The sequence below is a fragment of the Coralloluteibacterium thermophilum genome, from assembly GCF_042654365.1.
GTDB lineage: Bacteria > Pseudomonadota > Gammaproteobacteria > Xanthomonadales > Xanthomonadaceae > Coralloluteibacterium > Coralloluteibacterium thermophilum.
Window position 1 is genome coordinate 68,063 of record NZ_JBHSGG010000023.1, and the last position, 24,836, is coordinate 92,898.

At 73.1% G+C, this 24,836-nt stretch carries 21 protein-coding genes; 6 read left to right on the top strand and 15 right to left on the bottom strand.

What is annotated here, in order from left to right:
- Positions 1-153: 153 nt before the first annotated feature.
- On the bottom strand, positions 154-2,154 hold the full coding sequence (locus ACFO3Q_RS08335) for a M13 family metallopeptidase (protein ID WP_377004194.1): 2,001 nt from the start codon (positions 2,152-2,154) through the stop codon (positions 154-156).
- A gap of 167 nt (positions 2,155-2,321) precedes the next feature.
- Complete coding sequence (locus tag ACFO3Q_RS08340) at positions 2,322-4,418, bottom strand: M13 family metallopeptidase (RefSeq protein ID WP_377004195.1); 2,097 nt, start codon at positions 4,416-4,418, stop codon at positions 2,322-2,324.
- 201 nt (positions 4,419-4,619) lie between these two features.
- On the opposite strand from ACFO3Q_RS08340, the gene ACFO3Q_RS08345 reads away from it, so the two are divergent.
- A complete protein-coding gene (locus tag ACFO3Q_RS08345) occupies positions 4,620-5,267 on the top strand; it encodes a histidine phosphatase family protein (RefSeq protein WP_377004196.1) in 648 nt (215 codons plus the stop codon).
- 26 nt (positions 5,268-5,293) lie between these two features.
- Here ACFO3Q_RS08345 and ACFO3Q_RS08350 read toward each other — a convergent pair whose 3' ends face one another.
- A complete protein-coding gene (locus ACFO3Q_RS08350; RefSeq protein ID WP_377004197.1) occupies positions 5,294-6,436 on the bottom strand; it encodes a 2OG-Fe(II) oxygenase in 1,143 nt (380 codons plus the stop codon).
- Positions 6,437-6,557: 121 nt separating this feature from the next.
- Here ACFO3Q_RS08350 and ACFO3Q_RS08355 point away from each other — a divergent pair, with 121 nt between their 5' ends.
- From ACFO3Q_RS08355 to ACFO3Q_RS08365, 3 genes are read left to right on the top strand one after another with little or no spacing between them, the layout of a single operon-like run.
- Entirely contained in the window at positions 6,558-6,794 is a 237-nt protein-coding gene (locus ACFO3Q_RS08355) for a FeoA family protein (RefSeq protein WP_377004198.1), read from the top strand.
- Complete coding sequence (gene feoB / locus ACFO3Q_RS08360) at positions 6,791-8,632, top strand: ferrous iron transport protein B (RefSeq protein WP_377004199.1); 1,842 nt, start codon at positions 6,791-6,793, stop codon at positions 8,630-8,632. The genes ACFO3Q_RS08355 and feoB overlap by 4 nt, the downstream gene beginning before the upstream one ends.
- A gap of 2 nt (positions 8,633-8,634) precedes the next feature.
- Entirely contained in the window at positions 8,635-8,937 is a 303-nt protein-coding gene (locus tag ACFO3Q_RS08365) for a DUF6587 family protein (protein WP_377004200.1), read from the top strand.
- A gap of 58 nt (positions 8,938-8,995) precedes the next feature.
- On the opposite strand, the gene ACFO3Q_RS08370 is transcribed toward ACFO3Q_RS08365, so the two are convergent.
- The 5 genes from ACFO3Q_RS08370 to trxA all read right to left on the bottom strand — a co-directional run bounded on the left by ACFO3Q_RS08370 (position 8,996) and on the right by trxA (position 14,225).
- Positions 8,996-9,457, bottom strand: coding sequence for a DUF2147 domain-containing protein (locus tag ACFO3Q_RS08370; RefSeq protein ID WP_377004202.1), 462 nt, complete (start codon positions 9,455-9,457; stop codon positions 8,996-8,998).
- 67 nt (positions 9,458-9,524) lie between these two features.
- Complete coding sequence (locus ACFO3Q_RS08375; RefSeq protein WP_377004203.1) at positions 9,525-10,199, bottom strand: DUF502 domain-containing protein; 675 nt, start codon at positions 10,197-10,199, stop codon at positions 9,525-9,527.
- A 187-nt stretch (positions 10,200-10,386) separates the two neighbouring features.
- Positions 10,387-12,477 (bottom strand): bifunctional serine/threonine-protein kinase/formylglycine-generating enzyme family protein, encoded by a 2,091-nt coding sequence (locus ACFO3Q_RS08380; RefSeq protein ID WP_377004204.1) that lies wholly within the window; start codon positions 12,475-12,477, stop codon positions 10,387-10,389.
- Between the two features lie 75 nt (positions 12,478-12,552).
- Positions 12,553-13,029, bottom strand: a complete 477-nt coding sequence (locus tag ACFO3Q_RS08385; protein ID WP_377004205.1) for a DUF4442 domain-containing protein — start codon at positions 13,027-13,029, stop codon at positions 12,553-12,555.
- A 338-nt stretch (positions 13,030-13,367) separates the two neighbouring features.
- A complete protein-coding gene (gene trxA / locus ACFO3Q_RS08390; RefSeq protein ID WP_377004206.1) occupies positions 13,368-14,225 on the bottom strand; it encodes a thioredoxin in 858 nt (285 codons plus the stop codon).
- A gap of 83 nt (positions 14,226-14,308) precedes the next feature.
- Between trxA and ACFO3Q_RS08395 the strand changes: the two genes are divergently transcribed.
- Positions 14,309-14,950: a DUF998 domain-containing protein gene (locus ACFO3Q_RS08395; protein ID WP_377004207.1), complete on the top strand. Its 642-nt coding sequence runs from the start codon at positions 14,309-14,311 to the stop codon at positions 14,948-14,950.
- Positions 14,951-15,176: 226 nt separating this feature from the next.
- Here the strand turns inward: ACFO3Q_RS08395 and ACFO3Q_RS08400 are convergent, their stop codons facing one another.
- The 5 genes from ACFO3Q_RS08400 to ACFO3Q_RS08420 all read right to left on the bottom strand — a co-directional run bounded on the left by ACFO3Q_RS08400 (position 15,177) and on the right by ACFO3Q_RS08420 (position 21,401).
- The gene (locus tag ACFO3Q_RS08400) at positions 15,177-15,443 is read right to left on the bottom strand and encodes a formate dehydrogenase subunit delta (RefSeq protein WP_377004208.1); all 267 of its coding nucleotides are present in this window, start codon (positions 15,441-15,443) and stop codon (positions 15,177-15,179) included.
- Positions 15,440-16,294 (bottom strand): formate dehydrogenase accessory sulfurtransferase FdhD, encoded by an 855-nt coding sequence (gene fdhD, locus ACFO3Q_RS08405; protein ID WP_377004209.1) that lies wholly within the window; start codon positions 16,292-16,294, stop codon positions 15,440-15,442. Before fdhD ends, ACFO3Q_RS08400 begins: the two co-directional genes overlap by 4 nt.
- A gap of 93 nt (positions 16,295-16,387) precedes the next feature.
- Positions 16,388-19,294 (bottom strand): formate dehydrogenase subunit alpha, encoded by a 2,907-nt coding sequence (fdhF, locus tag ACFO3Q_RS08410; RefSeq protein ID WP_377004210.1) that lies wholly within the window; start codon positions 19,292-19,294, stop codon positions 16,388-16,390.
- A 17-nt stretch (positions 19,295-19,311) separates the two neighbouring features.
- Entirely contained in the window at positions 19,312-20,874 is a 1,563-nt protein-coding gene (locus tag ACFO3Q_RS08415) for a formate dehydrogenase beta subunit (RefSeq protein WP_377004212.1), read from the bottom strand.
- Positions 20,871-21,401 carry a formate dehydrogenase subunit gamma gene (locus tag ACFO3Q_RS08420; RefSeq protein WP_377004213.1) on the bottom strand — a complete coding sequence of 177 codons (531 nt, stop codon included), beginning with the start codon at positions 21,399-21,401 and terminating at the stop codon, positions 20,871-20,873. The genes ACFO3Q_RS08415 and ACFO3Q_RS08420 overlap by 4 nt, the downstream gene beginning before the upstream one ends.
- A 202-nt stretch (positions 21,402-21,603) precedes the next feature.
- On the opposite strand from ACFO3Q_RS08420, the gene ACFO3Q_RS08425 reads away from it, so the two are divergent.
- The gene (locus tag ACFO3Q_RS08425; RefSeq protein ID WP_377004214.1) at positions 21,604-22,695 is read left to right on the top strand and encodes a substrate-binding domain-containing protein; all 1,092 of its coding nucleotides are present in this window, start codon (positions 21,604-21,606) and stop codon (positions 22,693-22,695) included.
- A gap of 10 nt (positions 22,696-22,705) precedes the next feature.
- Here the strand turns inward: ACFO3Q_RS08425 and ACFO3Q_RS08430 are convergent, their stop codons facing one another.
- Both ACFO3Q_RS08430 and ACFO3Q_RS08435 read right to left on the bottom strand, forming a co-directional pair.
- Positions 22,706-23,395 (bottom strand): hypothetical protein, encoded by a 690-nt coding sequence (locus ACFO3Q_RS08430; protein WP_377004215.1) that lies wholly within the window; start codon positions 23,393-23,395, stop codon positions 22,706-22,708.
- The gene (locus ACFO3Q_RS08435) at positions 23,392-24,702 is read right to left on the bottom strand and encodes a metal-dependent hydrolase family protein (protein WP_377004216.1); all 1,311 of its coding nucleotides are present in this window, start codon (positions 24,700-24,702) and stop codon (positions 23,392-23,394) included. The genes ACFO3Q_RS08430 and ACFO3Q_RS08435 overlap by 4 nt, the downstream gene beginning before the upstream one ends.
- Positions 24,703-24,836 lie beyond the last annotated feature (134 nt).

Consider the following 24,836-nt stretch of genomic DNA (forward strand, 5'->3'; position numbering starts at 1 on the left):
CGCAGGCGCGGTGCCGTGGCCGTCGATGGCCTCACGCTCCGGAGAGCGGGCGGCCCGATGCCCTCCGGGACCGGAGTGCAGGTCGGGCCGCTTCGCGTCGGCGTCGAAGCGCCCCCGGACGCCCGGAGGGCGACCGGGGATGCCGCCGTCCCGCTAGCGCCAGACCTGCGCCGGATCGGCCACCACCATCGGCTGCCCGGCCTGGCACCCGAAGCTCTCGGCGAAGGCGGGCAGGTTGGCGAGCGGGCCGTTGACCCGGTACTGCGCCGGCGCCTGCACGCCGGTCGCCACGCGCAGGCGCAGCTCCTGCTCGCTGTAGTGCTGCGCCCAGACCTTGGCCCACGCCTCGAAGAAGCGCTGGGTGGCCTCGCGGCCGGCGTCCGGCACGGTGGTCTTCCAGGCGTCCAGCGCCAGTTCGAGACCGGCGAGGTCGGCCGCGTTCTCGAAGCGGGTCTGCGCGCCCCTGACGCGGATGCCGGGCGCGGGGCTGAACTGGTCGTACTGGTCGACCAGGGGCTTGATGCGCTGCTCGTAGGCGGTGCCGTCGGCCTCCGACCACCAGGTGCGCAGCGTGCCCGAGGCGTCCACGTGGCTGCCCGCGTTGTCGAAGGCGTGGCTCATCTGGTTGGCCATGAGCGCGCCGAGGGCGCCGTAGTTCGCGGCCGGGTCCGCGGCGAGGTCGAACACCGGCGGCTGCAGCATCGCCGCGGTCACGACGAGCTTGTTCTCGTCGAGGATGTAGGACACGTCGGGCACCTGCGGCAGGGTCGGCCAGCGGCGTTCGACCTCGCCCTGGCGGCCGATCAGGGCCATCTCCTGGCGATGGCGCTCCGCCGCGACCTTCAGCACGTTGCCGGCGAAGTCCGCGCGGTCGAGCTGCAGCGCCGCGAGGTCGTTGCGGCGTTCCGGCCGGGCGACCTCGATCTCCAGCTTCTCGAGCTTGGCCGCGGCCTCGGCCTTGGCTTCCTCGCCGAGCCACAGGCTGCCCTCGATGGCGCGCCCCATCGCCGCGCGCAACTGCTCGCCCATCGCCACGACCGCCTGCTCCGTCTCGGCCGAGACGTGGCGGGCGGCGTACTCCTGGCCGAGCAGTTCGCCGACGGTCGGGTTGATCACGAAGTCCATCAGCAGGACCTCGCGCGGCGGGGCCTGCCTGATGCCGCGCAGCACGGTGCCGTAGAGCTCGAAGTAGGGGCCCAGCCAGGCCTGGCCCAGGTAGGGCGCGAAGGCGCTCAGCACCTGGAAGCGCAGGTAGGCCTGCCACTGCTCCAGCGGCAGCGCCTGCAACAGGCGGTCGGCCTGGGCGAAGAACTCCGGCTGCATCACCACGATGCTGTCGGCCGACACGTTCTGGGTGCGCAGGAAGCCGCGCAGGTCGAGGCGCGGATAGGTGCGCGCGAGGTCCCTGACCGCGACCGGGTTGTAGGCGCTGCGCGGATCGCGCAGCGCTTCGAGCCGGGCGGAGCCGCGCGCCAGCTGGATCTCGACCTCGAGGATGCGGGCGGACTGCTCCGACAGCTCGGCCTCCGGCGTGCCGGAGGCGCGGAGGATCTGCTCGACGTAGCTGCGGTAGCGCCCGAGCAGCGCCTGCGCGTCGGCGTCGGTGCGGGTGTAGTAGTCGGGGTCCGGCAGGCCGAGGCCGCCCTGGCTGGCGTAGCCGATGGTGCGGGAGAAGTCCTGCAGGTCGATGTCGGCCGAGAAGTTGAACAGCACCGGCACGCCCTGTGCGTGCAGGTCGGCGATCGCGGCACCCAGCTGGCCCGGCCTGCGCACGGCGGCGATGCGGTCGAGCAGGGGCTGGATCGCGGTCAGTCCGGCTGCCTCGATGGCGGCGGTGTCCAGGCCGCTCGCCCAGAAGTCGCCGAGGACGCGCTGCGCCGGCGTCTGCGGCGAGGTCGCCGCGGCCTGCAGCAGCTCGCGCTGCTGTTCGAGCGCCAGCGCGTTGATCTGGTCGAGCTGGCCGAACGAGGTCGCGCCGTAGGGCAGCGGGTTGGCATCGAGCCAGGGCTTGTTGACGTGGGTGTAGAAGTCCGAGCAGTACGCCGGCACCGCGGGGGCCGCCGGCTGGGCGGGGCGTCGCTGGGCGTTGCTGTCGGTGGCGGTGGCGAAGAGTCCGAGGGCGAGAGCGAGGGCGAGCGGGCGGGGCGCGTGCATGCGTGTGAAAGGTCCTGGAGGGAGCGCGCGCAGTGTAGAGCGTGTCGCGCCCTTTGGGATGGGGCAGGGTCGCCTGTGCCGCGCCGTCGCCTCCCCGCAACGAAGAAGGCCCGGCATACGCCGGGCCTTCTTCCGCGCCCGCCGTCGCCGGCGGGCACGGCGGCGGACTACCAGATGACCACGCGCCGCTCGCCGTCGCGGACCATCGGGTCGCCGGGCCCGCACCCGAAGGCCTCGGCGAACGCCGGCAGGTTGGACGGCGCGCCGATGGCGCGGAACCGGGCCGGGGCGTGCGGGTCGTTCCTGAGGCGCATGCGCAGCTCGTCGTCGTTGAAGTTGCGGCGCCACACGGTTGCCCAGTTCATGAAGAAGCGCTGGTCCTGGGTGTGGCCGTCGATCATCGGGTCGGTGAAGCCCTCGCCCTGGGCGCGCTTCATCGCGTCGTAGGCCACGGCGAGGCCGCCGAGGTCGGCGATGTTCTCGCCCAGGGTCAGGTTGCCGTTGACGTGCTGGCCGTCGATGGCCTCGTATTCGTCGAACTGGGCGACCAGTTGCCCGGTGCGCGCCTTGAAGCCCGCGGCGTCCTCCGGCGTCCACCAGTTCTCGAAGGCGCCGGTGGGCCCGAAGCGCGCGCCCTGGTCGTCGTAGCCGTGCGTCATCTCGTGGCCGATCACCGCGCCGATGCCGCCGTAGTTGAGCGCGTCGTCGGCGTCCATGTCGAAGAACGGCGGCTGGAGGATCGCGGCGGGGAAGACGATCTCGTTGGCGAGCGGGTTGTAGTACGCGTTGACCGTCTGCGGCGTCATCTGCCATTCGCGGCGGTCGACCGGCTGGCCCACCTTGGAGAGCTGCCAGGCATGGTTGAACGCCATGGCGGCGAGCGCGTTCGCCACGTAGCTGTCGCGCGAGGTCGACAGGCCCGACCAGTCGCGCCAGTTCTCGGGGTAGCCGATCTTGGGCGTGAAGCTCGCCCACTTCTCCAGCGCCCTGGCCTTGGTCTCCCCGCTCATCCAGTCGAGGTTCTCGATGCGCGTCCGCATGGCCGCGCCGAGGTTCTCCACCAGGGCCTCCATGCGCGCCTTGGCCTCGGGCGGGAAGTTCTCGCGCACGTAGAGCTGGCCCAGCGCCTCGCCGACGTTGCCCTCGATGGCGCCGAGCACGCGCTTCCAGCGCGGCTCGATCTCCTGCTGGCCGCGCAGCGAGCGGCCGTAGAACGCGAAGTTCTCCTCGGCGAAGGCCTCGGGCAGGTAGGGCGAGAGGTCGTCCACCAGGTGGTAGCGCAGGTAGGCGCGCCAGGTGGCGAGGTCGGTGTCGCCGATCGCGGCGGAGAGCTCCTGGTGGAACTCGGGGATCGCCAGCGAGAAGGCCTCGGGCTGCGCGATGCCCTGGGCCTCGAAGAAGCGCGACCACGGGAAGTTCGGGCTGAGCGCGTCTGCCTCGGCCACGCTGACCGGGTTGTAGTAGAGCGACACGTCGCGCGACATCTCCTCGGTGGAGCGCGACTTGCCGGCCAGGCGCGTCTCCAGCGCCATGATGGCCTCGGCCTGGCGCTGCGCTTCGTCCGCCTCGACGCCGGTCAACTGCAGGGTGCGGGCGACGTGGGCGACGTAGTCGGCGCGCTTGTCCGCCTTGTCGTCGTCGAAGTAGTAGGTCTTGTCGGGCAGGCCGAAGGCCTGCGGCGCGACGTAGCCCATGTTCATGTCCGGGTTGCGGAAATCGGCGACGGGGCCGAAGCCGACCAGCAGCGCCAGGCCCCGCCGCTGCGCGTCGCGCACGAAGCCGGCGACCGCCTCGGGCGACGCGATCGCGTCGATGGCGTCCAGCATGGGCTGGATCGGGGCGAGCCCGGCGGCCTCGATCGCGTCGACGTCCATGCCCGAGGCCCACACGTCGCCGACCAGCTTCTCCACGCCGCTGCCCTCCGCCGCGGCGGCCTGCTCGGCAAGCTGGCGCTGCACGGCCATCGAGCGCTCGTCGAGCATCTCGAAGCTGCCCCAGGTGGTGCGGTCGGGCGGGACCGGGTTGGCGGCGAGCCAGGTGCCGTTGACGTGCGCGTCGAGGTCCACGCAGGCCGGGGTGGAGGGATCGAGATCGCTGACCGCGAAGCGGGCCAGGGGCGGCAGTTCGGCCGGTGCCGCCGCGGGCTGCGCGGTGGATGCGGGCGCCGCAGGGGCGGCGGGGGGCGCGGCCTCGCGCTGGCAGGCGCCGAGCGCCAGCGTCACCGAGAGGCTGAGAAGGAGGGGCTTGAGGAGGCGGGCGTTCATGGATCGACGGCTCCGGCCGGATCGGCCATGGATTGAGGGGGCGCCGGGGGCGCGGATGCCACTGTAGGCCTGCGGCGGGTGGGGCAGACCGGCCGGAGGTCATGGGGCGGGTGCTTTGCTAGAGTCGGCGGCTTTCGTGCCCGGAGCCGCCATGCGTCGCATCCTGCCACTCCTTGCCCCGATGCCGGCCGGAGGTCGCCCATGCGCGTGATCCTGGCCCGCCACGGCGAGACGCCCTGGAACGCGGAAGGCCGTTACCAGGGCCAGACGGACATCCCGCTGTCGGACGTCGGCATCGCCCAGGCCCGCGCCCTCGGCGCCCGCCTGGCCGACATCGCCATCGACCGCGCCGTGGCCTCGCCGCTGTCGCGCGCGCGCACCACGGCGGAGCTGGCGCTCGGCCCGGCGCGCAGCGGCATGCTGCGGACCGACGAGGGTCTCATCGAGATCGGCCACGGCGACTGGGAGGGCAAGCTCGCCGCCGAGATCGACGAGCGCGATCCGGAACGCTTCAAGGCCTGGCGCGAGGCGCCGCAGACGGTGCAGATGCCCGGCGGCGGCGAATCCATGCCGGAGGTGGATGCCCGCAGCTGGGCCGCCTTCACCCGCGCCTGCAGCGGCCTGCAGCTGGGCGACACGCTGCTGGTGGTGGCGCACGACGCCGTCAACCGCGCCATCCTCTGCCGCGTGCTGGGCCTGCCGCTCTCGCGCCTGTGGGCCTTCCGCCAGGCGCCGACCACCCTCAACCTGCTCGAAGGCGTGGATGTCGAACACCTCGACGTCGTGCGCCTGAACGACTGCGCGCACCACACCCCGCTGTTCGGCGAAGCGGTGCACCGCGCGCTGTAGCGTCGGCGAGCGGGCGCGCCCGCGGGTCAGGCGCCGCGGTACGCGGCCTCGCGGAACCAGAGCGTGCAGATCCATTTCTCGCCGCGCGCGACCGGCAGTCCCGCGTGGAGGCTGCGCGGCGCCGGGCGGCCGGCGGCATCGAGGTTGTCGAAGCGCAGCAGGTCGCCGCGCCGTGCGGGCACCCGCAGGGCGAGATCGGGGAAGGCGGTCTCGCCGCCTGCCTCGGGCGTGGCGAGATAGGCGATCACGGTACGGTCGCGCTGCCCGGCGCCGCCCTCCGGCACCGGCCGTACCCGGCTCGGCGGGAGGTAGTCGCGGTGCGGCCGGTACTCCTGGCCGGGCCCGTAGCGGAGCAGCGCCAGCGGCTCGGCGCAGCCGAGCGGTTTGTCCGCGAACGCCGCCATCCGCGCCTGCATCGCGACCAGGGTGACGTCCTCGACGACCGGGTCGAAGACCGCGTCGTGACTGGTGCGCAGCGGCACCTTCACGGCGGCGCCGGTCCGTGGGTCCACCGTCGCGGACGGCCGCAGGAAGGGCGTGCCGAGCGCGATCGCGAGGTCGCATTCCGCCGCGGTCAGCGCCTGGTCGGCGACCTCGACCCGCGGGTCGGTGCACAGCGTGCGGCGGGCTGGCGGCGGTGCCAGGCCGCGAGACAGGTCGGGCTCGGGCAGCAGGGGCAGGGGAGAGAGGGCGTCCATGCGGAACGCCGGCCGTGCCCGCAGGCGCGCGGACACCGGATCGCCGCGGGCCGCCGCATGCGCGAGGCAGATGTCGGAGATCCGCTGCGCATCCGCCGCATCCTCGGCCCGAAGCGCCAGGGCGAGGCCGCGCAGCGCCGGCGGGAAGCCCGCCTGCGCGGCGTGCCGGAGGCGCCGGGCCGCCGTCCCGGCATCGCGTGCGATCCAGATGCCGGCGAGCCCGATCACCGCCAAGCTGAAGGCCGCGCGCGGCTCGCCGGCCGCGTCCGCACGCAGCAGCCATTGCAGCCCCGCGGCGACGTCGGCCTCGCGCCCGACGCCGTAGCAGAGCGCGCGGCCGAGATCGCACTGCGCCGGTGCGTGGCCGGCGCGGGCGAGGGCATCGAGGGCGATCAGCGCGGCGTCGGCATCGCCGCCGACCAGCGCATCCACCGCCTGCCGCCATCGGGCATCCAGGAGCGGGCGCGGCATGCGGGCGGGCGGCAGCGACATGGGGGAGCATCTTGCCAGCGGCGGGAGCACCGCAGCAGCAGTAGCTGCAGCAGCAGGCGAGGCATACACTATGAGACTCGTTCCCATTCTCATTCAGCGCATGCGGCTCGCCCAGCTTCCCCGAAATTCGTCCGGCATCGTCGAGGGCCTCGAGGCCGGGGCGGACGATCCGATCGCGCGCCGTCTCGGCGAGCTGGGCTTCGTCCCCGGCGAGACGGTGCGGGTGGTCGCGGTCGCGCCGCTGGGCGGCGACCCGCTGGTGGTGGAGATCGGCGACACCCGCTTCGCGCTGCGCCGCAGCGAGGCCGCGCGCGTGCGCCTGCAGGTGCCGGCATGAGCGCCCAGGCCGCTCCGCTCAACGTCGCGCTGGTCGGCAATCCCAACTCGGGCAAGACCGCGCTGTTCAACCGCCTGACCGGCGGGCGCCAGAAGGTCGCGAACTACGCCGGCGTCACCGTCGAGCGCAAGAGCGGACGCCTGCTCACGCCCGGCGGCCGCCGCGTCCAGGTGCTCGATCTCCCCGGCGCCTACAGCCTGTCGGCGGCGAGCCCGGACGAGGCCATCACCCGCGATGTCCTGATGGGCACGCTCGCCGGCGAGACGCGCCCGGACATGCTGGTCTGCGTGGTCGATGCGACCAACCTCCGCCTGCACCTGCGCTTCGTGCTCGAGGTCGCGGCGCTCGGCCTGCCGATCGTGGTCGCCCTGAACATGGTGGACCTCGCGCGCCGGCGCGGCATCGAGATCGACACGCAGGCACTGTCGCAGGCGCTGGGCATGCCGGTCGTGGAGACGGTCGCCATCCGCCGCAACGGTGCCGACAGCCTGCTGGGGCAGCTCGACACGCCGGCGGCATCGCCGCCGCAGGGTGGGACAGGCACGGGCGACCTGCATGCGCGCGTGCGCGAGGTGCTGCGCGCGGCCGTGCGCACGCCGGCGTCGCAGGCCCGCGTGGACGACCGCATCGACCGGGTGGTCCTGCACCCGGTGGTCGGGCCGCTGCTGCTGGCCTCGCTGCTGTTCCTGATGTTCCAGGCGGTGTTCTCCTGGGCCGAGCCGGCCATGGAGGCGATCGAGTTCGGCATCGGTGCGCTCGGCGAATGGGTCGCCGGGGCCTTGCCGGAAGGCCTGCTGCACAGCCTGCTGGTCGACGGCATCTTCGCGGGCATCGGCGGCGTGCTGGTGTTCCTGCCGCAGATCCTGATCCTGTTCTTCTTCATCCTCGTGCTCGAGGAGTCCGGCTACCTGCCGCGCGCCGCCTTCCTGCTCGACCGGCTGATGTTCAAGGCTGGACTGACCGGGCGCGCCTTCATCCCGCTGCTGTCGAGCTTCGCCTGCGCGATCCCCGGCATCATGGCCGCACGCACCATCAGCGATCCCCGCGACCGCCTCACCACCATCCTGGTCGCGCCGCTGATGACCTGCTCGGCGCGGCTGCCGGTGTACGCGCTGCTGATCGCGGCCTTCATCCCGCAGCAGACGGTGTGGGGCGTGTTCAACCTGCAGGGCATCGTGCTGTTCGGCCTGTACGTGTTCGGCATCGTCAGCGCGCTGGTCGTGGCCCTGGTGATGAAGTGGCTGCGCCGCGACAGGAGCGAGCACGCGCTGCTGATGGAGCTGCCGTCCTACCGCGTGCCCCACCTCTGGGACCTGCTGCTCGGGCTCTACGAGCGCGCGCTGATCTTCCTCAAGCGCGTCGGCGGCATCATCCTCGTCGTGACCATCGTGCTGTGGTTCCTCGCCACCTTCCCGGCGCCGCCGGAGGGCGCGACCGGCGCGGCGATCGACTACAGCTTCGCCGGGCGCCTGGGCCACCTGATCCAGCCGGTGTTCGCGCCGCTGGGCTTCAACTGGCAGATCTGCATCGCGCTGATCCCCGGGCTCGCCGCGCGCGAGGTCGCGGTGGCGGCGCTGGGCACGGTGTACTCGATGTCGGGCGAGGAGGAGACGGTCGCCGCCCAGCTCGGGCAGCTGATCTCCGACCAGTGGACCCTGGCCACCGCGCTGGCCCTGCTGGTGTGGTACGTGTTCGCGCCGCAGTGCCTGTCGACGCTGGCGACCATCCGTCGCGAGACCAACTCCTGGAAGCAGGTGGGTATCGCCGCGGGCTACCTGTTCGGCCTGGCCTACCTCGCCGCCCTGCTGACCTACCAGATCGCGGCGGCGCTGGGCTGACCGTGGACGCCTACGCGCTCGTCGAGATGCTGGTGGTCGGCGCGGCCGTCGGCGCGAGCGCGTGCGCCCTCCTGCTGCGCTGGCTTCCGCGCCGCTGGCTGCGTGCGCCCCTGGGGCGCCTGCTGGACCGGCCGGGCAGGCCGCCGTGGCTGCGCCGCCTCGGGGCGCGCTGGCACGCGGCCGCGGCGACGCCGGGCTGCGCGAGCGGCTGCGAGGACTGCTCGCCCGCATGCGCCGCCCACGCGCCGCCCTCCCGGGATCCGACGCCGTCGTCGCGACGCATCGGGATCCGGCTCGATCCCTGAGCCGCGCACGAAAAAAGGCCGGCTCGCGCCGGCCTTCGTCATGCCTCGACGGCGGAACTCACTCCGCGGCGTCGGGCTGGCGCTGCCACACCTGGGTGCGCCCGAACATCGCCATGCCGAGGTAGCCGCGCACGTTGAGCGACTGCCCGTCGTCCGACAGCGAGGCCTTGGCCCGGTACACCTTGCCGTTCTTGGGGTCGAGGATCATGCCGTTGCTCCACTCCGGGCCGTCGGGACGGAGGCCGGTGAGGATGGTCATGCCGACGATGGGCTGGTCCTTGCGCTCGTCGCTGCACTGCGTGCAGAGCGGATTCGGCTCCTCGCCGGGCTTGCGGAACAGTTCGACGATGCGGCCTTCGAGGGTGCCGTCGCGTTCGCTGATCTCGATCAGCGCCTTCGGCTCGCCCGTCGCGTCGTCGATGCTCTTCCACGTGCCCACGGGAGACCCGTCGGCGGCGATCGCGGAGGCGGCGAAGAGGGAGGCCAGGAGCGTGGTGGAGGCGAGGGTGCGCAGGCGCATGCTGGAAGGTCCATGACGGCGGAAGCGGGGAGTGTGGAACCGGCTTCCGGTGCGGAGGCTGAACGCCTCAGGGCGGCGCGGTCACGTCGGCGGCGTCGGTGGCGCGGCGCGAATAGGGCATGGTGTCCGGCGCCACCGCGCCGCCGGAGATGATGAAGGTCATGGCCTGGTCGACGCTCCAGTCGGTCGGCGTGATCTGGTCGACGGGCACGATCTCCAGGTAGCCGGAGGTCGGGTTGGGCGTGGTCGGCACGTAGACCGCCGCCAGCTCGCGGCCCGTGCCGTCCTCCTGGAAGGTGCGCGTCACCAGGCCGACCACCTTCATGTTCTCGTGCGGGAACTCGATCAGCACCACGCGCTGCGTCGTGCCGGGCTGCACCTGCAGGATGTCGAGCAGCTTGCGCGAGCTGCCGTAGATCATGTTCGCCAGCGGGATCCGCTGGATCCAGGACTCGAACCACGCGAGCAGCCGCTGCCCCACCACGCGGTGCGCCAGCATGCCGATCCCGAAGATGATGCCCAGGGTCGCCGCGAGCGCCACCGCGCTCATCGCCCAGCCGCTCGCGAGCCACTCCAGCGCCGGATGCACCCGCGACACCCCGCGCAGCACCGGCGCCACCACCGGCTGGCTGCTGTTGGACAGCAGCACGAACACGAACTTGAAGACCACCCAGGTCAGCCAGATCGGGATCAGCGTGAGCAGGCCGGTGACGAAATAACGACGGACGGGGTGTGCGGTCATCCGCATAGTCTAGCCGGGCGGGGTGGCGGAGCTGTGGAGGAGAGGCGGGGCGGGGAGGCGCAGGGCGCGGGCACGGGCATGGGGCATGGGGCACAGGGCACAGGGCATGGGGCATGGGGCATGGGCACGCTGTGCTGCGCCCTAAGCCCTAAGCCCTAAGCCCCAAGCCCCAAGCCCCAATTCCACCTCAACGCTCGAAGCGCTCCAGGTCCGCGGGGCCGAGTTCGCGGACCAGGCGGAAGCCGACGTCGTCGAAGCCGCGTTCCGGGTCCTGGGGGCCGGTCCAGTCCAGGGGGACGGAGGCCGGGTCGCGCCAGGAGCGCCCACCGGTGAGACGGCCGTTGCCGCTGCCGTCGGCCAGCCACTCCGCGACGTTGCCGCCCAGGTCGAGCAGGCCGAGCGCGTCGCGGCTGGCGCCGCCTGCCGGACGGGTGCCGTTGGCGGCGGCCGCGGGGGCGCGTGCCAGCCGCGCGAGCTGCCGCCATTCGGCGAGGGTCGGCAGGCGGTAGCGCTGGCCGGTGCGTTCGCTGAGCCAGCGTGCATAGGCGTTGGCGTCGTGCCAGCTCACGCAGACCACGGGATGCCCCGCGCCCTGCTCGAAACCGGGCCGGACCCAGCTGCGGCGGTCGAACACCCGCAGCGGCCCCCGGCCGGGGCAGTTCGCCGGCGTGCGTCCGGTGGCCTCGGCAAAGCGCGCGTAGTCGCTGCGGGCGACCTCGCTGCGCGCGACGGCCACGGGCGCCGCCCCGGGCAGCACGAACACCAGCGGCGGGCCGCCCGGGTCCTGCAGCGCGGCGCCCGGCGTCGGCAGGGCGGCGGCGCGGTCGATCACGTCCTGGCTTTCGGGCGTGGCGAGATCGAGTTCGCGCAGCAGGGCGATGCCGGCTTCGGCGCCACGACGGTCGTAGCGGTCGGCGGCGGTGCCGATGCGGGCTTCCAGCGCGTCGACGACGACCAGCTTGAACCGGCGCCAGTGCTCGCTGGTGCCGTTGCCCGTGCCCACCGCCAGCGTGCGCGCACGACCGAACGCGGCGCGCACGTCCTCGTCCGCGCCCCGTGCGACCTGCTGCCGTACGTGCACGCCCAGGCGGTCGAGCAGGCGGTTCAGCGCGTCGGGGATGCGCGGATCCTCGGGCGCGAGCTGCCACGCGGCGTAGAGCGTCTCGGCGGCGTTGTCCCCCGGCTGGCGAGTCAGGCGGTCGCGGGCGAGCTGCTCCTCGAACGCGAGCAGGCGCATGTCCGCGGTCTCGGCTGGGGGGCCTTCGTCGCGCGGCGCCTCCGCGCCCGGCGCCGTGTCGGCCGCCGCCTCGGTCGAGGGCCAGAGCAGGACCCGGAGCGCCACCAGGAGCACCAGCACCCCGGCGAGGGCGCCGAGCATCAGCCGGCGGCGCACGCGGCGCTGCTGACCCTGGCGCGTGTTGCCGGTGTCGGCGACGTACTCGATCTCCGCGAGCATGGCGGCGGCGGTCGGGAAGCGCGACTCCGGCGCCTTGGCGAGGGCGCGGTCGATGATCGGCTGCCAGGCGCGGTGTTCCGGCGGCAGGCGCGGGATCGGCGCCTGCGCGTGCTTGAGCGCGAGGGCGAGCGGGTCGTCGCCCCGGTACGGCGGATGCCCCGTCAGCAGTTCGTAGAGCATCACGCCGACGCTGTAGAGGTCGGCGCGACCGTCCACGGCGTCCCCGCGCGCCTGTTCCGGCGCCATCGCCGCGCCGCTGCCGACCAGCAGCCCGGCCGAGGTGATGCGTCCCGCCTGGCTGATGCGGGAGAGGTCGCGGCGCGCCAGGGCGATGCCGAAGTCCGCCAGCAGCGGGCGGTCGGCACCGTCGAACAGCACGTTCTCGGCCTTGACGTCGCGGTGCACGACGCCCTGGGCGTGGGCGTAGCCGAGCGCCTGCAGCAGCGGGCGCAGCACGGCCAGGATGCGGGCGGGATCGCCGCCGAGGTCGCGCTGCGAGAGGTCGCCGTGCCCCAGGTAGGGCATGACGTAGTAGATGAGCCCGTCGGCGGTGCGGCCTACTTCGTGGATGGCGACGATCGACGGGTGCGCGAGCCGCGCGATGGTGCGGGCCTCCTGCTCGAAGCGCTCGCGCGCGCTTTCGTCGGCCAGGGCCTCGGGCGCGATGACCTTGATCGCGACCTCGCGCCCGAGAGAGACCTGCTCGGCGAGCCAGACGCGCGCCATGCCGCCTTCGCCCACCAGGCGGATCACGCGGTAGCCGTCGATCCGCGGCGGCTCGGTCGGTTCCGGGCGCGCCGATGCAGGGGAAGCGTCATCCATGCGGGAGAGGGCGGCCGGTCGGTCGAGGGGGCGCAAGCATACGGGAGGGTCCGGGCGGCCGGGAGGCCGCTGCGTTCAGGCGGCGTCCGCCTCGGGGGCAGGGCGGCGGTCGCGCTTCATGCGCACGTAGACCTGCTTGCGCACCCGCGCCACCACGTCGCCCTGGGCATCGACCACGTCGGTGTCGAACCAGCGCAGGACCTTGGCGCCGCCCGCCGCTTCCGCGCGCAGGCTCTCGACGGTGGCGTCGTCGAGCCGGAACTCGGCGACGACGGTGCCACGCCCCGGCTTCACGAAGTCGATCGTGCCGGCCTGGTCCCAGACCAGGTAGTCGCCGCCGAGCCGGCGCAGGATGAGCAGCATCCAGAACGGGTCGGTCATGGCGAACAGGCTGCCGCCGAAGTGCGTGCCGACGTAGTTGCGGTTGTACCAGTGCTGGCGCAGCTCGACCCGCGCGAAGCCGTAGTCCGGCGCGATCTCCCGCACGCGGATCCCGGTGAACAGGAACGGCGGCCAGAGATTGAGGAGGCGGCGGAAGGTGGTGGATTTCATGGAGCGGGGCGCGGGGCCTTGGGGCGGGGGGCTCGGCTTGTGGGCTCAGGGCTCAGGGCTCAGGGCTCAGGGCTCAGGGCGTGGGGCGTGGGGCGTGGGGCGTGGACTTGGGGCTTGGGGCCTGGGGCTTGGGGCCTGGGGCCTGGGGCCTGGGGCTCAGGGCTCAGGGCTCAGGGCGTAGGGCGTAGGGCGTAGGGCGTAGGGCGTAGGGCGTGGAGCGTAGGGCGTGGAGCGTAGGGCTTGGGGTGGCGCGACACGGTGTCATGGCCCTGTGCCCTGTGCCCCGTGCCCCGTGCCCCGTGCCCAGCGCCCAGCGCCCAGCGCCCCAAGCCCCACCCTCAGAACAGCAGCGACGACATCTTCCGCCGGTAGCTGCCCACGAGTGCCGCGTCCTCGATCACGCGGAAGGCGTCGATCAGCGCCTTGCGGGGGAGGCCCTCGGCGAAGTCGCGGTCCTGGCGCAGCATCGCCAGGAAATCCTCGAGCGCGGCTTCGTCCTCGCCCGCCACCAGGCGGTAGGCGCCGCGCAGGTGGCGCGCGTGCATGTCCTGCGGGTCGGCGGCCAGCCGCGCCTCGACCTCGGCCAGCGGCGGTGCGTCCTTCAGCAGGGCGGAGAAGCCGAGGCGTGCCCACGCCTTGACCGCGCGGTCGTCGGTGGCGAGGTTGGCGGGCAGGGCATCGAGCAGGGCGGAGGCCTCGTCGCTGCCGCCCACGCGCAGCAGGGCCTGGGCGAGGTCGAGCTTGAGCTCGTCCTTGCCGGGCTCGGCGGCGACGGCCTCGCGCAGGCGTGCCACCTCGGCCTCCGGATCGAGGGCGGCGGGCTCGGCCGGCTCGGAGGCCGCTGCGGGATGGATGCCGTGGTGGGTCAGGAACTCGCGCAACTGTCCCTCGGGCAGGGCGCCGGGGAAGCCGTCGACCAGCTGCCCGCCCTTGACCAGCATGACCGTCGGGACCGAGCGGATCTGGAAGGCCGCGGCGAGCTCCTGCTCGGCCTCGACGTCCACCTTGGCCAGCAGGAAGGCGCCGTTGTACTCGGCGGCGAGCTTCTCGAGCAGCGGGCCCAGGGTCTTGCAGGGGCCGCACCAGGTGGCCCAGAAGTCCACAAGCACGGGGACCTCCAGCGACTTCTGCAGGACGTCGGCCTGGAAGCGGGCCATCGTGGCGTCGAAGACGTGGGGCGTGCTGGCGTCGATCATCGGGTCTGCCTGGTTCGGGTTCGCGTGGCGAGATTGTGCCAGCGCGGGTCGAAATCAACCGCCGCGCGCCGTAGGCTCTGCGGATGTCCCGGTCCACGTCCCTCGAGCGCGCGGCGCTCCGCTGCGGCCTCCTCGCGCCGCTCCTCTTCGTCGTCGCGCTGGTCGCGGCCGGCGCGGCGAGCCCCGGCTACGAGCACGCGCTGCATCCGGTGGCGTTGCTGGGGTCGGAGGTCGGCGGCCTGCCGCTGCTCTGGAACCTCGGCGGCTTCGTCCTCCCGGGCCTGGGCATCGCCGTGTTCGCCTGGGGCCTGGGATGCCGGCTCGGCCGCGACGGCGGTGGCTCCCTCGGTCGCATCGGGCTGTGGATGCTCGCGATCTCCGGCGTGGCCTTCGCCGCCTGCGGCCTGCTTCCGTATCCGCTGGACGATGCCGAGGGCGACGGCGCGCGCCTGCACGTGCTGGCCTACACCCTCGCGATGATCGCCTTCGCGCCTGGCGCGCTGTTCGTCTCCGCCAGCCTGCGCCGGCGCCCGCATTGGCGGCCGCTCGCGGTGGTGGGGCCGGCCCTGGTGGCGCTGTTCCTCGTCAGCATCGCGTGGGCGCCGGCGGAACTGCTCGGCCTGTTCCTCGACCGGCCCGGTCATGCGCAGCGGCTGACGCTGGCGCTGTACTTCGGGTGGGTGGCGCTGGCGGCGGTGGTGGCGGTCGTGATGAAGCGGGGATAGGGCGTCGGGAATCGGGAATCGGGAATCGGGAATCGGGAAGCGGGAATCGGGAAGCGGACCTGGGGCTTGGGAACAGGGAGCGGGGAGGGGAATCAGTCGGGCGGCGCACGCCTTGATGCGGTGGGAGCGGCTTCAGCCGCGATGCCGGCACGCAGCGGGGACGCGGCGGAGCGGAGGCGCTTGCTCGCTGAGAGAGAGGACGGCATCTGCACCGTGGTTCGTCGGTCTAGCCGGCGTCGCCGCCGCCTTCCGGGAAGGGCGGTGGCGGGGCGTCGTCCCTGCGGGGGGCGAGGCGGGCGATGGCGCGACGGGGAAACGGGTCGAGGGCGTCGCCACCGGCCCCGAGGTAGGCGACGATCTGCGCGCGCATGCGCGGCTCCCAGAAGCGCTGCAGGTGCAGGACCATGCCTTCGATCGCGGCCTCCTCGTCGGGGTCGGCGTCGAAGTAGCGGCCGATGTCGTTGGCCATCTCGGCCAGGCGCGTCGGGTTCATGCCCGGGGATCCTCCTCTGCGTCCGGCGCCAGGCGGCCGGGGTGGGTGTAGATCGCGTGGCCGTCCTCGCGCGCGAAGCCGACCAGGGTGAGGTTGCAGCGGTCCGCCAGAGCGATGGCGAGCGCGGTCGGCGCGGAGATCGCCGCGAGCAGGCCGATGCCGGCGCTCGCGGCCTTCATCGCCATCTCGTAGCTGGCGCGGCTGGTGACCACGCAGAAGCCGGCGCGCGGATCGCTCCCCGCCCCGGCCATGGCGCCGACGAGCTTGTCGAGGGCGTTGTGGCGGCCGACGTCCTCGCGGAGCAGGTGCAGGGCGCCGTCGTGCGCGGCCCAGGCCGCGGCATGCGTGGCACCGGTCGCGGCCGCGAGCGACTGGCCGGCGCGCAGCGCGGCCAGCGCGCGGCGCAGCGCGGCGGGACGGACGCGGGGCCCGTCGGCGACCGGGGCCGGATGGCGCAGGGCGGCCTCGAGCATCTCGGTGCCGCAGACCCCGCAGCCGCTGCGTCCGCTGAGATTGCGCCGGCGCAGGGCGAGCGCCTCGGCGGCGGCGTCCGGAATGCGCGCGCGCACCTCGATGCCTTCCATCAGCGTCCGCACGGCTTCCACCTCGACCTCGGCGACGGAGCGGACGATGCCCTCCGACAGTGCGAAGCCGCGCACGAAGTCGGGCAGGTCCGCGGGAGTGGCCATCATTACGGCGAAGGGCGCCCCGTTGAACACGAGGGCGACCGGCACTTCCTCGGCCACGGCGTCGTCCACGACGCTGCGGCGCCCGCCGCGCCAGCGCTGCACCGTGCGCCGCGCGCTGCCGGGCGGCATGGAGAGGTCGAGGTCGCGGGCTTCGCTGCTCATGGCATGGGCACCTGGGGACGCGGCCGAGTCTGCGCCATCCGCGGTGGCGCCGGCGTGGCGGCGGGCCGCGTGGTGGCATCCGCGTTCCGTCCGTCAGCGCGGCGCCGTCGCCGGTGTCCCGGCCTCCGGCAGCAGGCCGAGCTGGCGCTCGGTGAAGTCGCGGAAGCGCCGCTGCCACTCGGAGGGCTGGCTCACCCGTGTGCACTGCACGGCGGTCACCTTGTACTCGGGGCAGTTGGTCGCCCAGTCGGAGTTCTCCGTGGTGATGACGTTGGCGCCGGACTCGGGGAAGTGGAAGGTGGTGTAGACCACGCCCGGCTGCACGCGGTCGGTGACCCTGGCGCGCAGCACGGTGTCGCCCGCGCGGCTCTCGACGCCCACCCAGTCGCCGTCGCGGATGCCGCGGTCCTCCGCATCCTGCGGGTGCAGCTCGATGCGGTCCTCGGCGTGCCAGACCACGTTCTCGGTGCGCCGGGTCTGGGCGCCGACGTTGTACTGGCTGAGGATGCGGCCGGTGGTGAGCAGCAGCGGGTATTTCGGCGTGACCTTCTCGCGCGTGGGCACGTAGCGGGTCAGCATGAATTTGCCCTTGCCGCGCACGAAGGCGTCGACGTGCATGGTCGGCGTCCCCTGCGGCGCCTCGGCGTTGCAGGGCCACTGCAGGCTGCCCTCGCGCTCGAGCCTGGCGTAGCTGACCCCGGCGAAGGTCGGCGTGAGCCGCGCGATCTCGGCCATGATCTCCTCCGGATGCGCGTAGCGCATCGGATAGCCCATGGCGTTGGCGATGAGCTGGGTGATCTCCCAGTCGGCGTAGCCGGCCCGGGGCCGCATCACCCTGCGGACGCGCGAGATGCGGCGCTCGGCATTGGTGAAGGTGCCGTCCTTCTCGAGGAAGGAGCTGCCCGGCAGGAACACGTGGGCGAACTTGGCGGTCTCGTTGAGGAAGAGGTCCTGCACCACCACGCACTCCATCGCCGAGAGCGCGGCGGTGACGTGCTGGGTGTTGGGGTCGGACTGGCCGATGTCCTCGCCCTCGATGTAGAGGCCCTTGAACTCGCCGTCGAGCGCGGCCTCGAACATGTTGGGGATGCGCAGCCCGGGCTCGTCGTGCAGGGGCACGCCCCACTCGCGCTCGAACAGCGCGCGCACGGTGGCGTCGGACACGTGCCGGTAGCCCGGCAGCTCGTGCGGGAAGGAGCCCATGTCGCAGGAACCCTGCACGTTGTTCTGCCCGCGCAGGGGATTCACGCCCACGCCGCGGCGGCCGATGTTGCCGGTGGCCATGGCGAGGTTGGCGATGCCCATGACCGCGGTCGAACCCTGCGAGTGCTCGGTGACGCCCAGGCCGTAGTAGATCGCCCCGTTGCCGCCGGTCGCGTACAGGCGGGCGGCGCCCCGCACCTGGTCCGCGGGCACGCCGGTGACGGCCTCGGTGGCTTCCGGGGAGTGTTCCTCCCGCGAGACGAAGGCGCGCCACTTCTCGAAGGCCTCGGTCTCGCAGCGCCGGGCCACGAAGTCGCTGTCGATCAGGTTCTCGGTGGCGATGACGTGGGCCAGCGCGGTCAGCACGGCCACGTTCGTGCCCGGCCGCAGCTTCAGGTGGTAGTCGGCTGCGACGTGCGGCGTGCGCACCAGGTCGATGCGGCGCGGGTCGATCACGATCAGCCGCGCGCCCTCGCGCAGGCGGCGCTTCATCGCGGAGCCGAACACCGGGTGTCCGTCGGTCGGGTTGGCGCCGATGACGACGATGACGTCGGCCTCGCGGATCGAGTCGAAGTCCTGGGTGCCGGCCGACTCGCCCAGCGTCTGCTTGAGGCCGTAGCCGGTGGGCGAGTGGCAGACGCGCGCGCAGGTGTCGACGTTGTTGTTGCCGAAGGCCGCGCGGACCAGTTTCTGCACCAGGTAGGTCTCCTCGTTGGTGCAGCGCGAGGAGGTGATGCCGCCGATGGCGAAGCGGCCGTACTTCGCCTGGATGCGCCTGAACTCGCTCGCGGTGTATGCGATGGCCTCCTCCCAGCTCACCGCCTGCCACGGGTCGTGGATGGACCTGCGGATCATCGGGGTGGTGATGCGGTCGCGGTGGGTGGCGTAGCCCAGGGCGAAGCGGCCCTTGACGCAGGAGTGCCCGTGGTTCGCGTGCCCGTCGAGGTTGGGGACCATGCGCACCAGCTCCTCGCCCTTCATCTCGGCGCGGAACGAGCATCCCACGCCGCAGTAGGCGCAGGTGGTGACGACGCTGTGCGCGGGCTGGCCCTTCTCGATCAGCGACTTCTCCGTGAGCGTCGCGGTGGGGCAGGCCTGCACGCAGGCGCCGCAGCTCACGCATTCGGACTCGAGGAAGGGCTGTTCCTGGCTGGCCGAGACCCTGGAGGCGAAGCCGCGGTCGGCGATGGTGAGCGCGAAGGTGCCCTGCACCTCGGCGCAGGCGCGCACGCAGCGCGAGCAGACGATGCACTTGGACGGATCGAAGGTGAAATAGGGGTTGGAGGCGTCCTTTTCGTGGAAGCGCGGGTTCGGGCTGCCGTCGGCCCTGCGCGCATGGACGTGGTCGTCGCCGGCGTCGTAGCGGACCTCGCGCAGACCCACCGCGCCGGCCATGTCCTGCAGTTCGCAGTGGCCGTTGGCGGGGCAGGTGAGGCAGTCCAGGGGATGGTCGGAGATGTAGAGCTCCATCACCCCGCGGCGCAGCCGGGCGAGCTTCGGGCTCTGGGTGCGCACCACCATGCCTTCGGCCACCGGCGTGGTGCACGAGGCGGGATAGCCGCGCCGGCCCTCGATCTCCACCAGGCACAGGCGGCAGGAGCCGAAGGCGTCGAGCATCTCGGTGGCGCACAGCCTGGGGATCTTGGTGCCGGCGATGGCCGCTGCGCGCATGATCGACGTGCCCTCGGGCACCTCGATGCGCCGGCCGTCGATCTCGAGCGCGACGGTGGCGGCGGCTCCCGGGCGCGCGCTGCGCGGTTCGGGCGTGCCCAGGTCCTGTTCGACGATGGAGAGCATGGTCGTTCCTCGCTGGCTCAGGCCGCGACGGTGCGCGGCGCGTGGCGGGCGAAATCCTCGGGGAAGAAGTCCAGCGCGCTCAGCACCGGGAAGGGCGTCATGCCGCCGAGCGCGCACAGCGAACCGTGCAGCATGGTGTCGCAGAGGTCGCGCAGCAGTTCCTCCTGCCGCTCGGGCGCTTCGCCGGCCACGAGGCGGTCGATGACCTCGACGCCGCGGGTCGAGCCGATGCGGCAGGGCGTGCACTTCCCGCAGGATTCGACCGCGCAGAATTCCATGGCGTAGCGCGCCTGCTCGGCCATGTCGACGGTGTCGTCGAACACCACGATGCCGCCGTGGCCGAGCATGCCCCCGCCGGCGGCGAAGGCCTCGTAGTCCAGCGGCAGGTCGAACTTCGATTCGGGCAGGTAGGCGCCGAGCGGCCCGCCGACCTGCACCGCGCGGATCGGGCGCCCGGAGGCGGAGCCGCCGCCGATGTCGTAGAGCAGCTCGCGCAGGGTGATGCCGAAGGCCTTCTCGACCAGGCCGCCCCGCCGGATGTTGCCGGCCAGCTGCAGGGGCAGGGTGCCGCGCGAGCGGCCCATGCCGAAGTCGGCGTAGGCCTGCGGACCCTCGGCGAGGATGAAGGGCACCGTCGCCAGGGTGATGAGGTTGTTGACCACCGTCGGCCGCCCGAACAGCCCCGACAGCGCCGGCAGCGGCGGCTTGGCGCGGACCTGGCCGCGCCTGCCCTCCAGGCTCTCGAGCAGTGCGGTCTCCTCGCCGCAGATGTAGGCGCCGGCGCCGCGTCGCACCTCCAGCTCGAAACGGCGGCCGCTGCCGAGCACGTCGGCGCCGAGGATGCCCTCGGCGTAGGCCCGCGCGACCGCCGCGTTCAGCGTCCGCCAGGCGTGCGGGTACTCGCTGCGCAGGTAGACGTAGCCCTGCGTCGCGCCGACCGCGAGCCCCGCGATGGCCATGCCCTCGATCAGGCAGAAGGGATCGCCCTCGACCAGCATGCGGTCGGAGAAAGTGCCGGAGTCGCCTTCGTCCGCGTTGCACACGACGTACTTCTGCGTGCCCGGCGCATCCAGCACGGTCTTCCACTTGATGCCGGCGGGAAAGGCCGCGCCGCCGCGGCCGCGCAGGCCGGAGGCGACGATGGCCTCCACGATCTCGGCCGGCGCCATGTCGAGCGCGCGGCGCAGGCCGGCAAGACCGCCATGGGCGGCGTAGTCCGCCGGATCGAGCGGGTCGATCGTGCCGACGCGCGCGAAGGTCAGCCTTTCCTGGTCGCGCAGGTAGGGGATGTCCTCCGCGCGCCCCAGGCGCAGGGCGTGGGGACCGCCCTGCAGCAGTCCCGCGTCGAACAGCCCGGGAACGTCTGCGGGCGCGACCGGGCCATAGGCGATGCGTCCGCCCGGCGTCGCGACCTCGATCATGGGCTCCAGCCACAGCGCGCCGCGTGAGCCGGTGCGGACGATGCGCACCGGGATCCCGCGGCGCGCGGCCTCGCCGGCAAGCGCGCCGGCGACGGCCTCGGCACCGACCGAGAGCGCCGCGGCGTCGCGCGGGACGTAGAGGACGGTCGGGGCGTTCATGCCGTGGCCTCCGCATCCCCTCGGCAGGCGTCGATCAGCCGGTCCAGGCGCTCGGGATCGACCCGCCCGTGCAGCGCGCCGTCGAGCATGACCGCCGGCGACAGCGCGCAGTTGCCCAGGCAGTAGACCGGTTCCAGCGTGATCGCGCCATCGGCGGTGGTGCCGTGGCGCATGCCTAGCACGCGCTCGGCATGCGCCTGCAGCGCACGGGCGCCCATGGCCTGGCAGGCCTCCGCCGCGCAGACCTGCAGCACGTGCCGGCCGGGCGGGCGCTTGCGGAAGTGGTGGTAGAAGCTGACCACGCCGTGCACGTCGGCGCGCGACACGTTGAGCGCGGCGGCGATCGGCGCGACCGCGCCCTCCGGCACGTAGCCGAGGGCGTCCTGCACCTCGTGCAGGATGGGCAGGAGCGGGCCCGGCCGCCGCGCGTGCAGCGCGATCGCCTCCTCGACCGCCGCCCGGGTGGTGGGGTCCAGCGCCGGCACCACCTCGGTGACCGCTTCGATCTGCCTGGAGCGCTTGCCCATCCCGTGAACCTCGTCGTCGTGCCGATGCCGGTCCCGGCGCGTCCGTCGCGCGCGGGTCTTTCGCCCTGCTCTTCTTTATGTTCTTGTGCGCCGATGCGGCGGCCGCGTCGTCGCAAGGTTAGGCGCTGTCGCACCGCATCAACCAGCGCGGGCGGTGCCTCATTCGGCTTCTATGGACATATGGAAACGGGGCTCCGACCGCATGTATCGCTATCGCGTCCGCCTTCAGCCCGAGTGGACCCTCCAGGCGCCGGACGGCACCAGCCTGCCGCCCAAGCTGATGCAGTTGCTGCACGGCATCCGCGAGACGGGCACGCTGGCCGCCGCCTGCGTGGAGTGCGGCCTGTCCTACCGCTACGCCTGGGGCGTGGTCCAGCAGGCCGAGGCGCTGCTGGGCGCGCCGCTGCTGAGCAGCACGCGCGGGCGCGGCGCCCGGCTGACCGCGCTGGGCGAGCGCCTGGTCTGGGCCGACCGCCGCATCGCAGCGCGGCTGTCGCCGACCTTCGACAGCCTGGCCTCGGAGATCGAGGTCGAGCTGGAGCGCGTGCTGCACGCGCCGCAGGCGCCCCTGCGCATCCACGCCACCCACGGCTTCGCGGTGGAGACCCTGCGTCGCTTCCTCGACCGCGCCGAGATGCCGGTGGACCTCAAGTACCGCGGCAGCGACGAGGTGCTGGCGGCGCGCCGCGCCGACGGCTGCGACATCGCCGGCATGCACCTGCCGGTGGGCGAGCTGGAGCGGGAGATCCTGGAGCACTACGCCGCCCGCCTGGACCGCACGCGCGACCGCGTGGTGCACCTGGCCTCGCGGCGGCAGGGGCTGATCCTGGCGCCCGGCAACCCCCGCGGCGTGCGTGCGCTCGCCGATCTCCTGCGTCCGGATCTGCGCGTGGTGCTGCGCCAGCCCGGCTCGGGCACCCGTCTGCTGTTCGAGCGCCTGCTGGCGCGGCAGGGCATGGACGTCGGCCGGCTCAACGCCTGCGATACGCAGGAGATGACCCACGCGGCGGTCGCCGCCTACGTCGCCAGCGGCATGGCCGACGTCGGCTTCGGGCTGGAGACGCCCGCGCGGCGCTACGGTCTGGGCTTCGTGCCGGTGCTGTCGGAGCACTACTTCTTCCTGTGCGACGTGGACGCGCTGGAACGGCCGCACCTGCGGGCGGTGGTGGCGACCCTGCGCAGCGAGCGCTTCCGTCGCGAGGTGAACGACCTGCCGGGCTACGACGCCAGTCTCTGCGGCAGCGTGCAGACGCTGGAACGCGCCTTCCCGAGCGCGCGGCGAGTGCTGCGGTAGCACGCCCGGATCAGAACGCCGGCGGCGGGGGCAGGGTGGCGGGCAGTTCCAGCAGGCGGACATTGGCCTGGTCGTCGACCGCGACCTGCGTGGCGGCGTAGCCGGGCGGCACCTCCACGTCGCGGATGCCGAAGCGCGCCATGTCCTCGGCCGTCAGGAACCAGGTGCAGGCGCAGCCGAGCTGCTGGCCGATGACGGTGACCTGCTCGTCCACGCCGATGGAGCGGAAGAACGCCGCCTGGCGCGCACGCGCCTCGGCGAGATAGAGCTCGAGCGCCTCCTCGTGCTCGTCCGGCACGTCCCAGCGTTCCTGGATCGCCGAGCCGTGCCAGGCGACCACGGCGCCCGGGTCGATCGTCTTGCGACGGCCGGCGGGGAAGACGTAGTTCGCGCAGGAGGAGTAGCAGCCCGGGGCCAGGATGCGCACGTCCAGGCCGTGGTCGCGGACCAGGGCGCCCAGCAGCATGCCGATCTCGATGCTGCCGCCGCCCGAGGCGATGGCCAGCCGGCGGATCCCGACGTCCATCTCCAGGAGGGCGTGCGCCTGCTCGAAGCCCCACGCCTCGATGGGGCCGCGATAGACCAGGGTGTCGCCGTCCACCTCGACCGCGGCGAGCCCGGGCCGGGTCGTCCCGTTCGTCCCGGTGGTCGCGCAGCCCGCCAGCAGGGCGAGCGCCAGCAGCCCGGCGAGCCGCCTCACGGACGCGGGCGCTCGCCAGGGGCGCGATGCACCACGCCGCCCTTCATCACGAAGTCCACCTGCATCACCGCGCCGATGTCGGCCACCGGGTCGCCGGGCACGGCGACCACGTCCGCGTGCCGCCCCGTCTCGAGGATGCCCACCTCGTCGCTCCCGAGCACCTCGGCCGCGTTGAAGGTCGCCGCCTGCAACGCCGCGGCGGCCGGCATTCCTGCCTCGACCATGTAGAGGAACTCGCGCGCGTTGTCGCCGTGCGGGCCCACGCCCATGTCGGTGCCGAAGGCGATCGGCACCCCGGCGGCGTAGGCCCGGCCGAAGGTGTCCTGGATCAGCGCGCCGATGGCGGCGGCCTTGGGCCGGACCAGCGGCGGGAAGTAGCCCTCGACCTGCGCCTTCTCCGCGACGAAGCGGCCCGCGTAGATGGTCGGCACGTACCAGGTGCCGTGCCGCTTCATGAGCCGGAAGATCTCCTCGTCCATGTAGGTGCCGTGCTCGATGGTGGCGACCCCGCCCTCGATGGCGCGGCGCATGCCCTCCTTGCCGTGGGCGTGGGCGGCGACGCGATAGCCGTAGTCGCGCGCGGTGTCCACCACCGAGCGCACCTCCTCGACCGTGAACTGCGGCGCGTCGCCCGAGCGCGCGTAGCTCAGCACGCCGCCGGTCGCGGTGATCTTGATGACGTCGGAACCGTCCTTGTAGCGCTGGCGCACCGCCTGGCGCGCGTCGTCCACGCTGTTGACGACGCCCTCGGTGGGGCCCGGCGGGCCCTGGAGATGCGCCAGCCGCGCGTTGATGCCGTTGGTCGGGTCGGCGTGGCCGCCGGTGGTGGCGATGGACTTGCCCGCCGCCCAGATGCGCGGGCCGCGCACCAGGCCCTGGTTCACCGCGTCGCGCAGCGACAGCACGACCTCGCCGCCGAGGTCGCGCACGCTGGTGAAGCCGGCCAGCAGCGTCCTCTCGGCGTAGCCCACGGACCGGAAGGCGTAGTCCTCGGGGTCGAGCCGGAAGCCCTCCGAGTAGCTCTGCGGGCTCGATTCGCTCGCCAGGTGGACGTGCAGGTCGATCCAGCCCGGCATGCAGGTGTGTCCGCGCAGGTCGATGGTGTCCGCCCCCGGCACCTCGACGTGCCCTTCGCGGACCGCCTCGATGCGCCCGTCGGCGACCAGCACGCTGCGGGCGTCGAGCAGGCGCGCGTCGCGGCTATCGAACAGCCTGCCGCAGTGCAGGACCTGGTCGGTCGCGACGGCCGCGGGCGCGGCGAGCGCGGAGGCGACGGCGAGGACGAGTGCGGACGGGCGGTTCGGCATGGGGAGCTTCCGGGTGGCGGGCGTTCTTTCTGGCACGGGCGCGGGCGGTGCGTCCAGAGGCGCCGGGAGCCGCGCGGCGGGCCCGGCCGCGGGGGCGGGACTGCTATTCTTCGCTGCTGCCCTGCGCGGGCCAG

Excerpts from the sequence above, each read along its gene's own strand:
- ACFO3Q_RS08395 (WP_377004207.1), top strand. The coding sequence starts at position 14,309 with ATGTCCCGGTCCACGTCCCTCGAGCGCGCGGCGCTCCGCTGCGGCCTC.
- ACFO3Q_RS08385 (WP_377004205.1), bottom strand. The coding sequence starts at position 13,029 with ATGAAATCCACCACCTTCCGCCGCCTCCTCAATCTCTGGCCGCCGTTC.
- ACFO3Q_RS08375 (WP_377004203.1), bottom strand. The coding sequence starts at position 10,199 with ATGACCGCACACCCCGTCCGTCGTTATTTCGTCACCGGCCTGCTCACG.
- ACFO3Q_RS08335 (WP_377004194.1), bottom strand. The coding sequence starts at position 2,154 with ATGCACGCGCCCCGCCCGCTCGCCCTCGCTCTCGCCCTCGGACTCTTC.
- fdhD (WP_377004209.1), bottom strand. The coding sequence starts at position 16,294 with ATGAGCAGCGAAGCCCGCGACCTCGACCTCTCCATGCCGCCCGGCAGC.
- ACFO3Q_RS08380 (WP_377004204.1), bottom strand. The coding sequence starts at position 12,477 with ATGGATGACGCTTCCCCTGCATCGGCGCGCCCGGAACCGACCGAGCCG.
- feoB (WP_377004199.1), top strand. The coding sequence starts at position 6,791 with ATGAGCGCCCAGGCCGCTCCGCTCAACGTCGCGCTGGTCGGCAATCCC.
- ACFO3Q_RS08400 (WP_377004208.1), bottom strand. The coding sequence starts at position 15,443 with ATGAACCCGACGCGCCTGGCCGAGATGGCCAACGACATCGGCCGCTAC.
- ACFO3Q_RS08415 (WP_377004212.1), bottom strand. The coding sequence starts at position 20,874 with ATGAACGCCCCGACCGTCCTCTACGTCCCGCGCGACGCCGCGGCGCTC.
- ACFO3Q_RS08355 (WP_377004198.1), top strand. The coding sequence starts at position 6,558 with ATGCGGCTCGCCCAGCTTCCCCGAAATTCGTCCGGCATCGTCGAGGGC.
- fdhF (WP_377004210.1), bottom strand. The coding sequence starts at position 19,294 with ATGCTCTCCATCGTCGAACAGGACCTGGGCACGCCCGAACCGCGCAGC.
- trxA (WP_377004206.1), bottom strand. The coding sequence starts at position 14,225 with ATGATCGACGCCAGCACGCCCCACGTCTTCGACGCCACGATGGCCCGC.
- ACFO3Q_RS08435 (WP_377004216.1), bottom strand. The coding sequence starts at position 24,702 with ATGCCGAACCGCCCGTCCGCACTCGTCCTCGCCGTCGCCTCCGCGCTC.
- ACFO3Q_RS08345 (WP_377004196.1), top strand. The coding sequence starts at position 4,620 with ATGCGCGTGATCCTGGCCCGCCACGGCGAGACGCCCTGGAACGCGGAA.
- ACFO3Q_RS08340 (WP_377004195.1), bottom strand. The coding sequence starts at position 4,418 with ATGAACGCCCGCCTCCTCAAGCCCCTCCTTCTCAGCCTCTCGGTGACG.
- ACFO3Q_RS08350 (WP_377004197.1), bottom strand. The coding sequence starts at position 6,436 with ATGCCGCGCCCGCTCCTGGATGCCCGATGGCGGCAGGCGGTGGATGCG.
- ACFO3Q_RS08425 (WP_377004214.1), top strand. The coding sequence starts at position 21,604 with ATGTATCGCTATCGCGTCCGCCTTCAGCCCGAGTGGACCCTCCAGGCG.
- ACFO3Q_RS08370 (WP_377004202.1), bottom strand. The coding sequence starts at position 9,457 with ATGCGCCTGCGCACCCTCGCCTCCACCACGCTCCTGGCCTCCCTCTTC.
- ACFO3Q_RS08420 (WP_377004213.1), bottom strand. The coding sequence starts at position 21,401 with ATGGGCAAGCGCTCCAGGCAGATCGAAGCGGTCACCGAGGTGGTGCCG.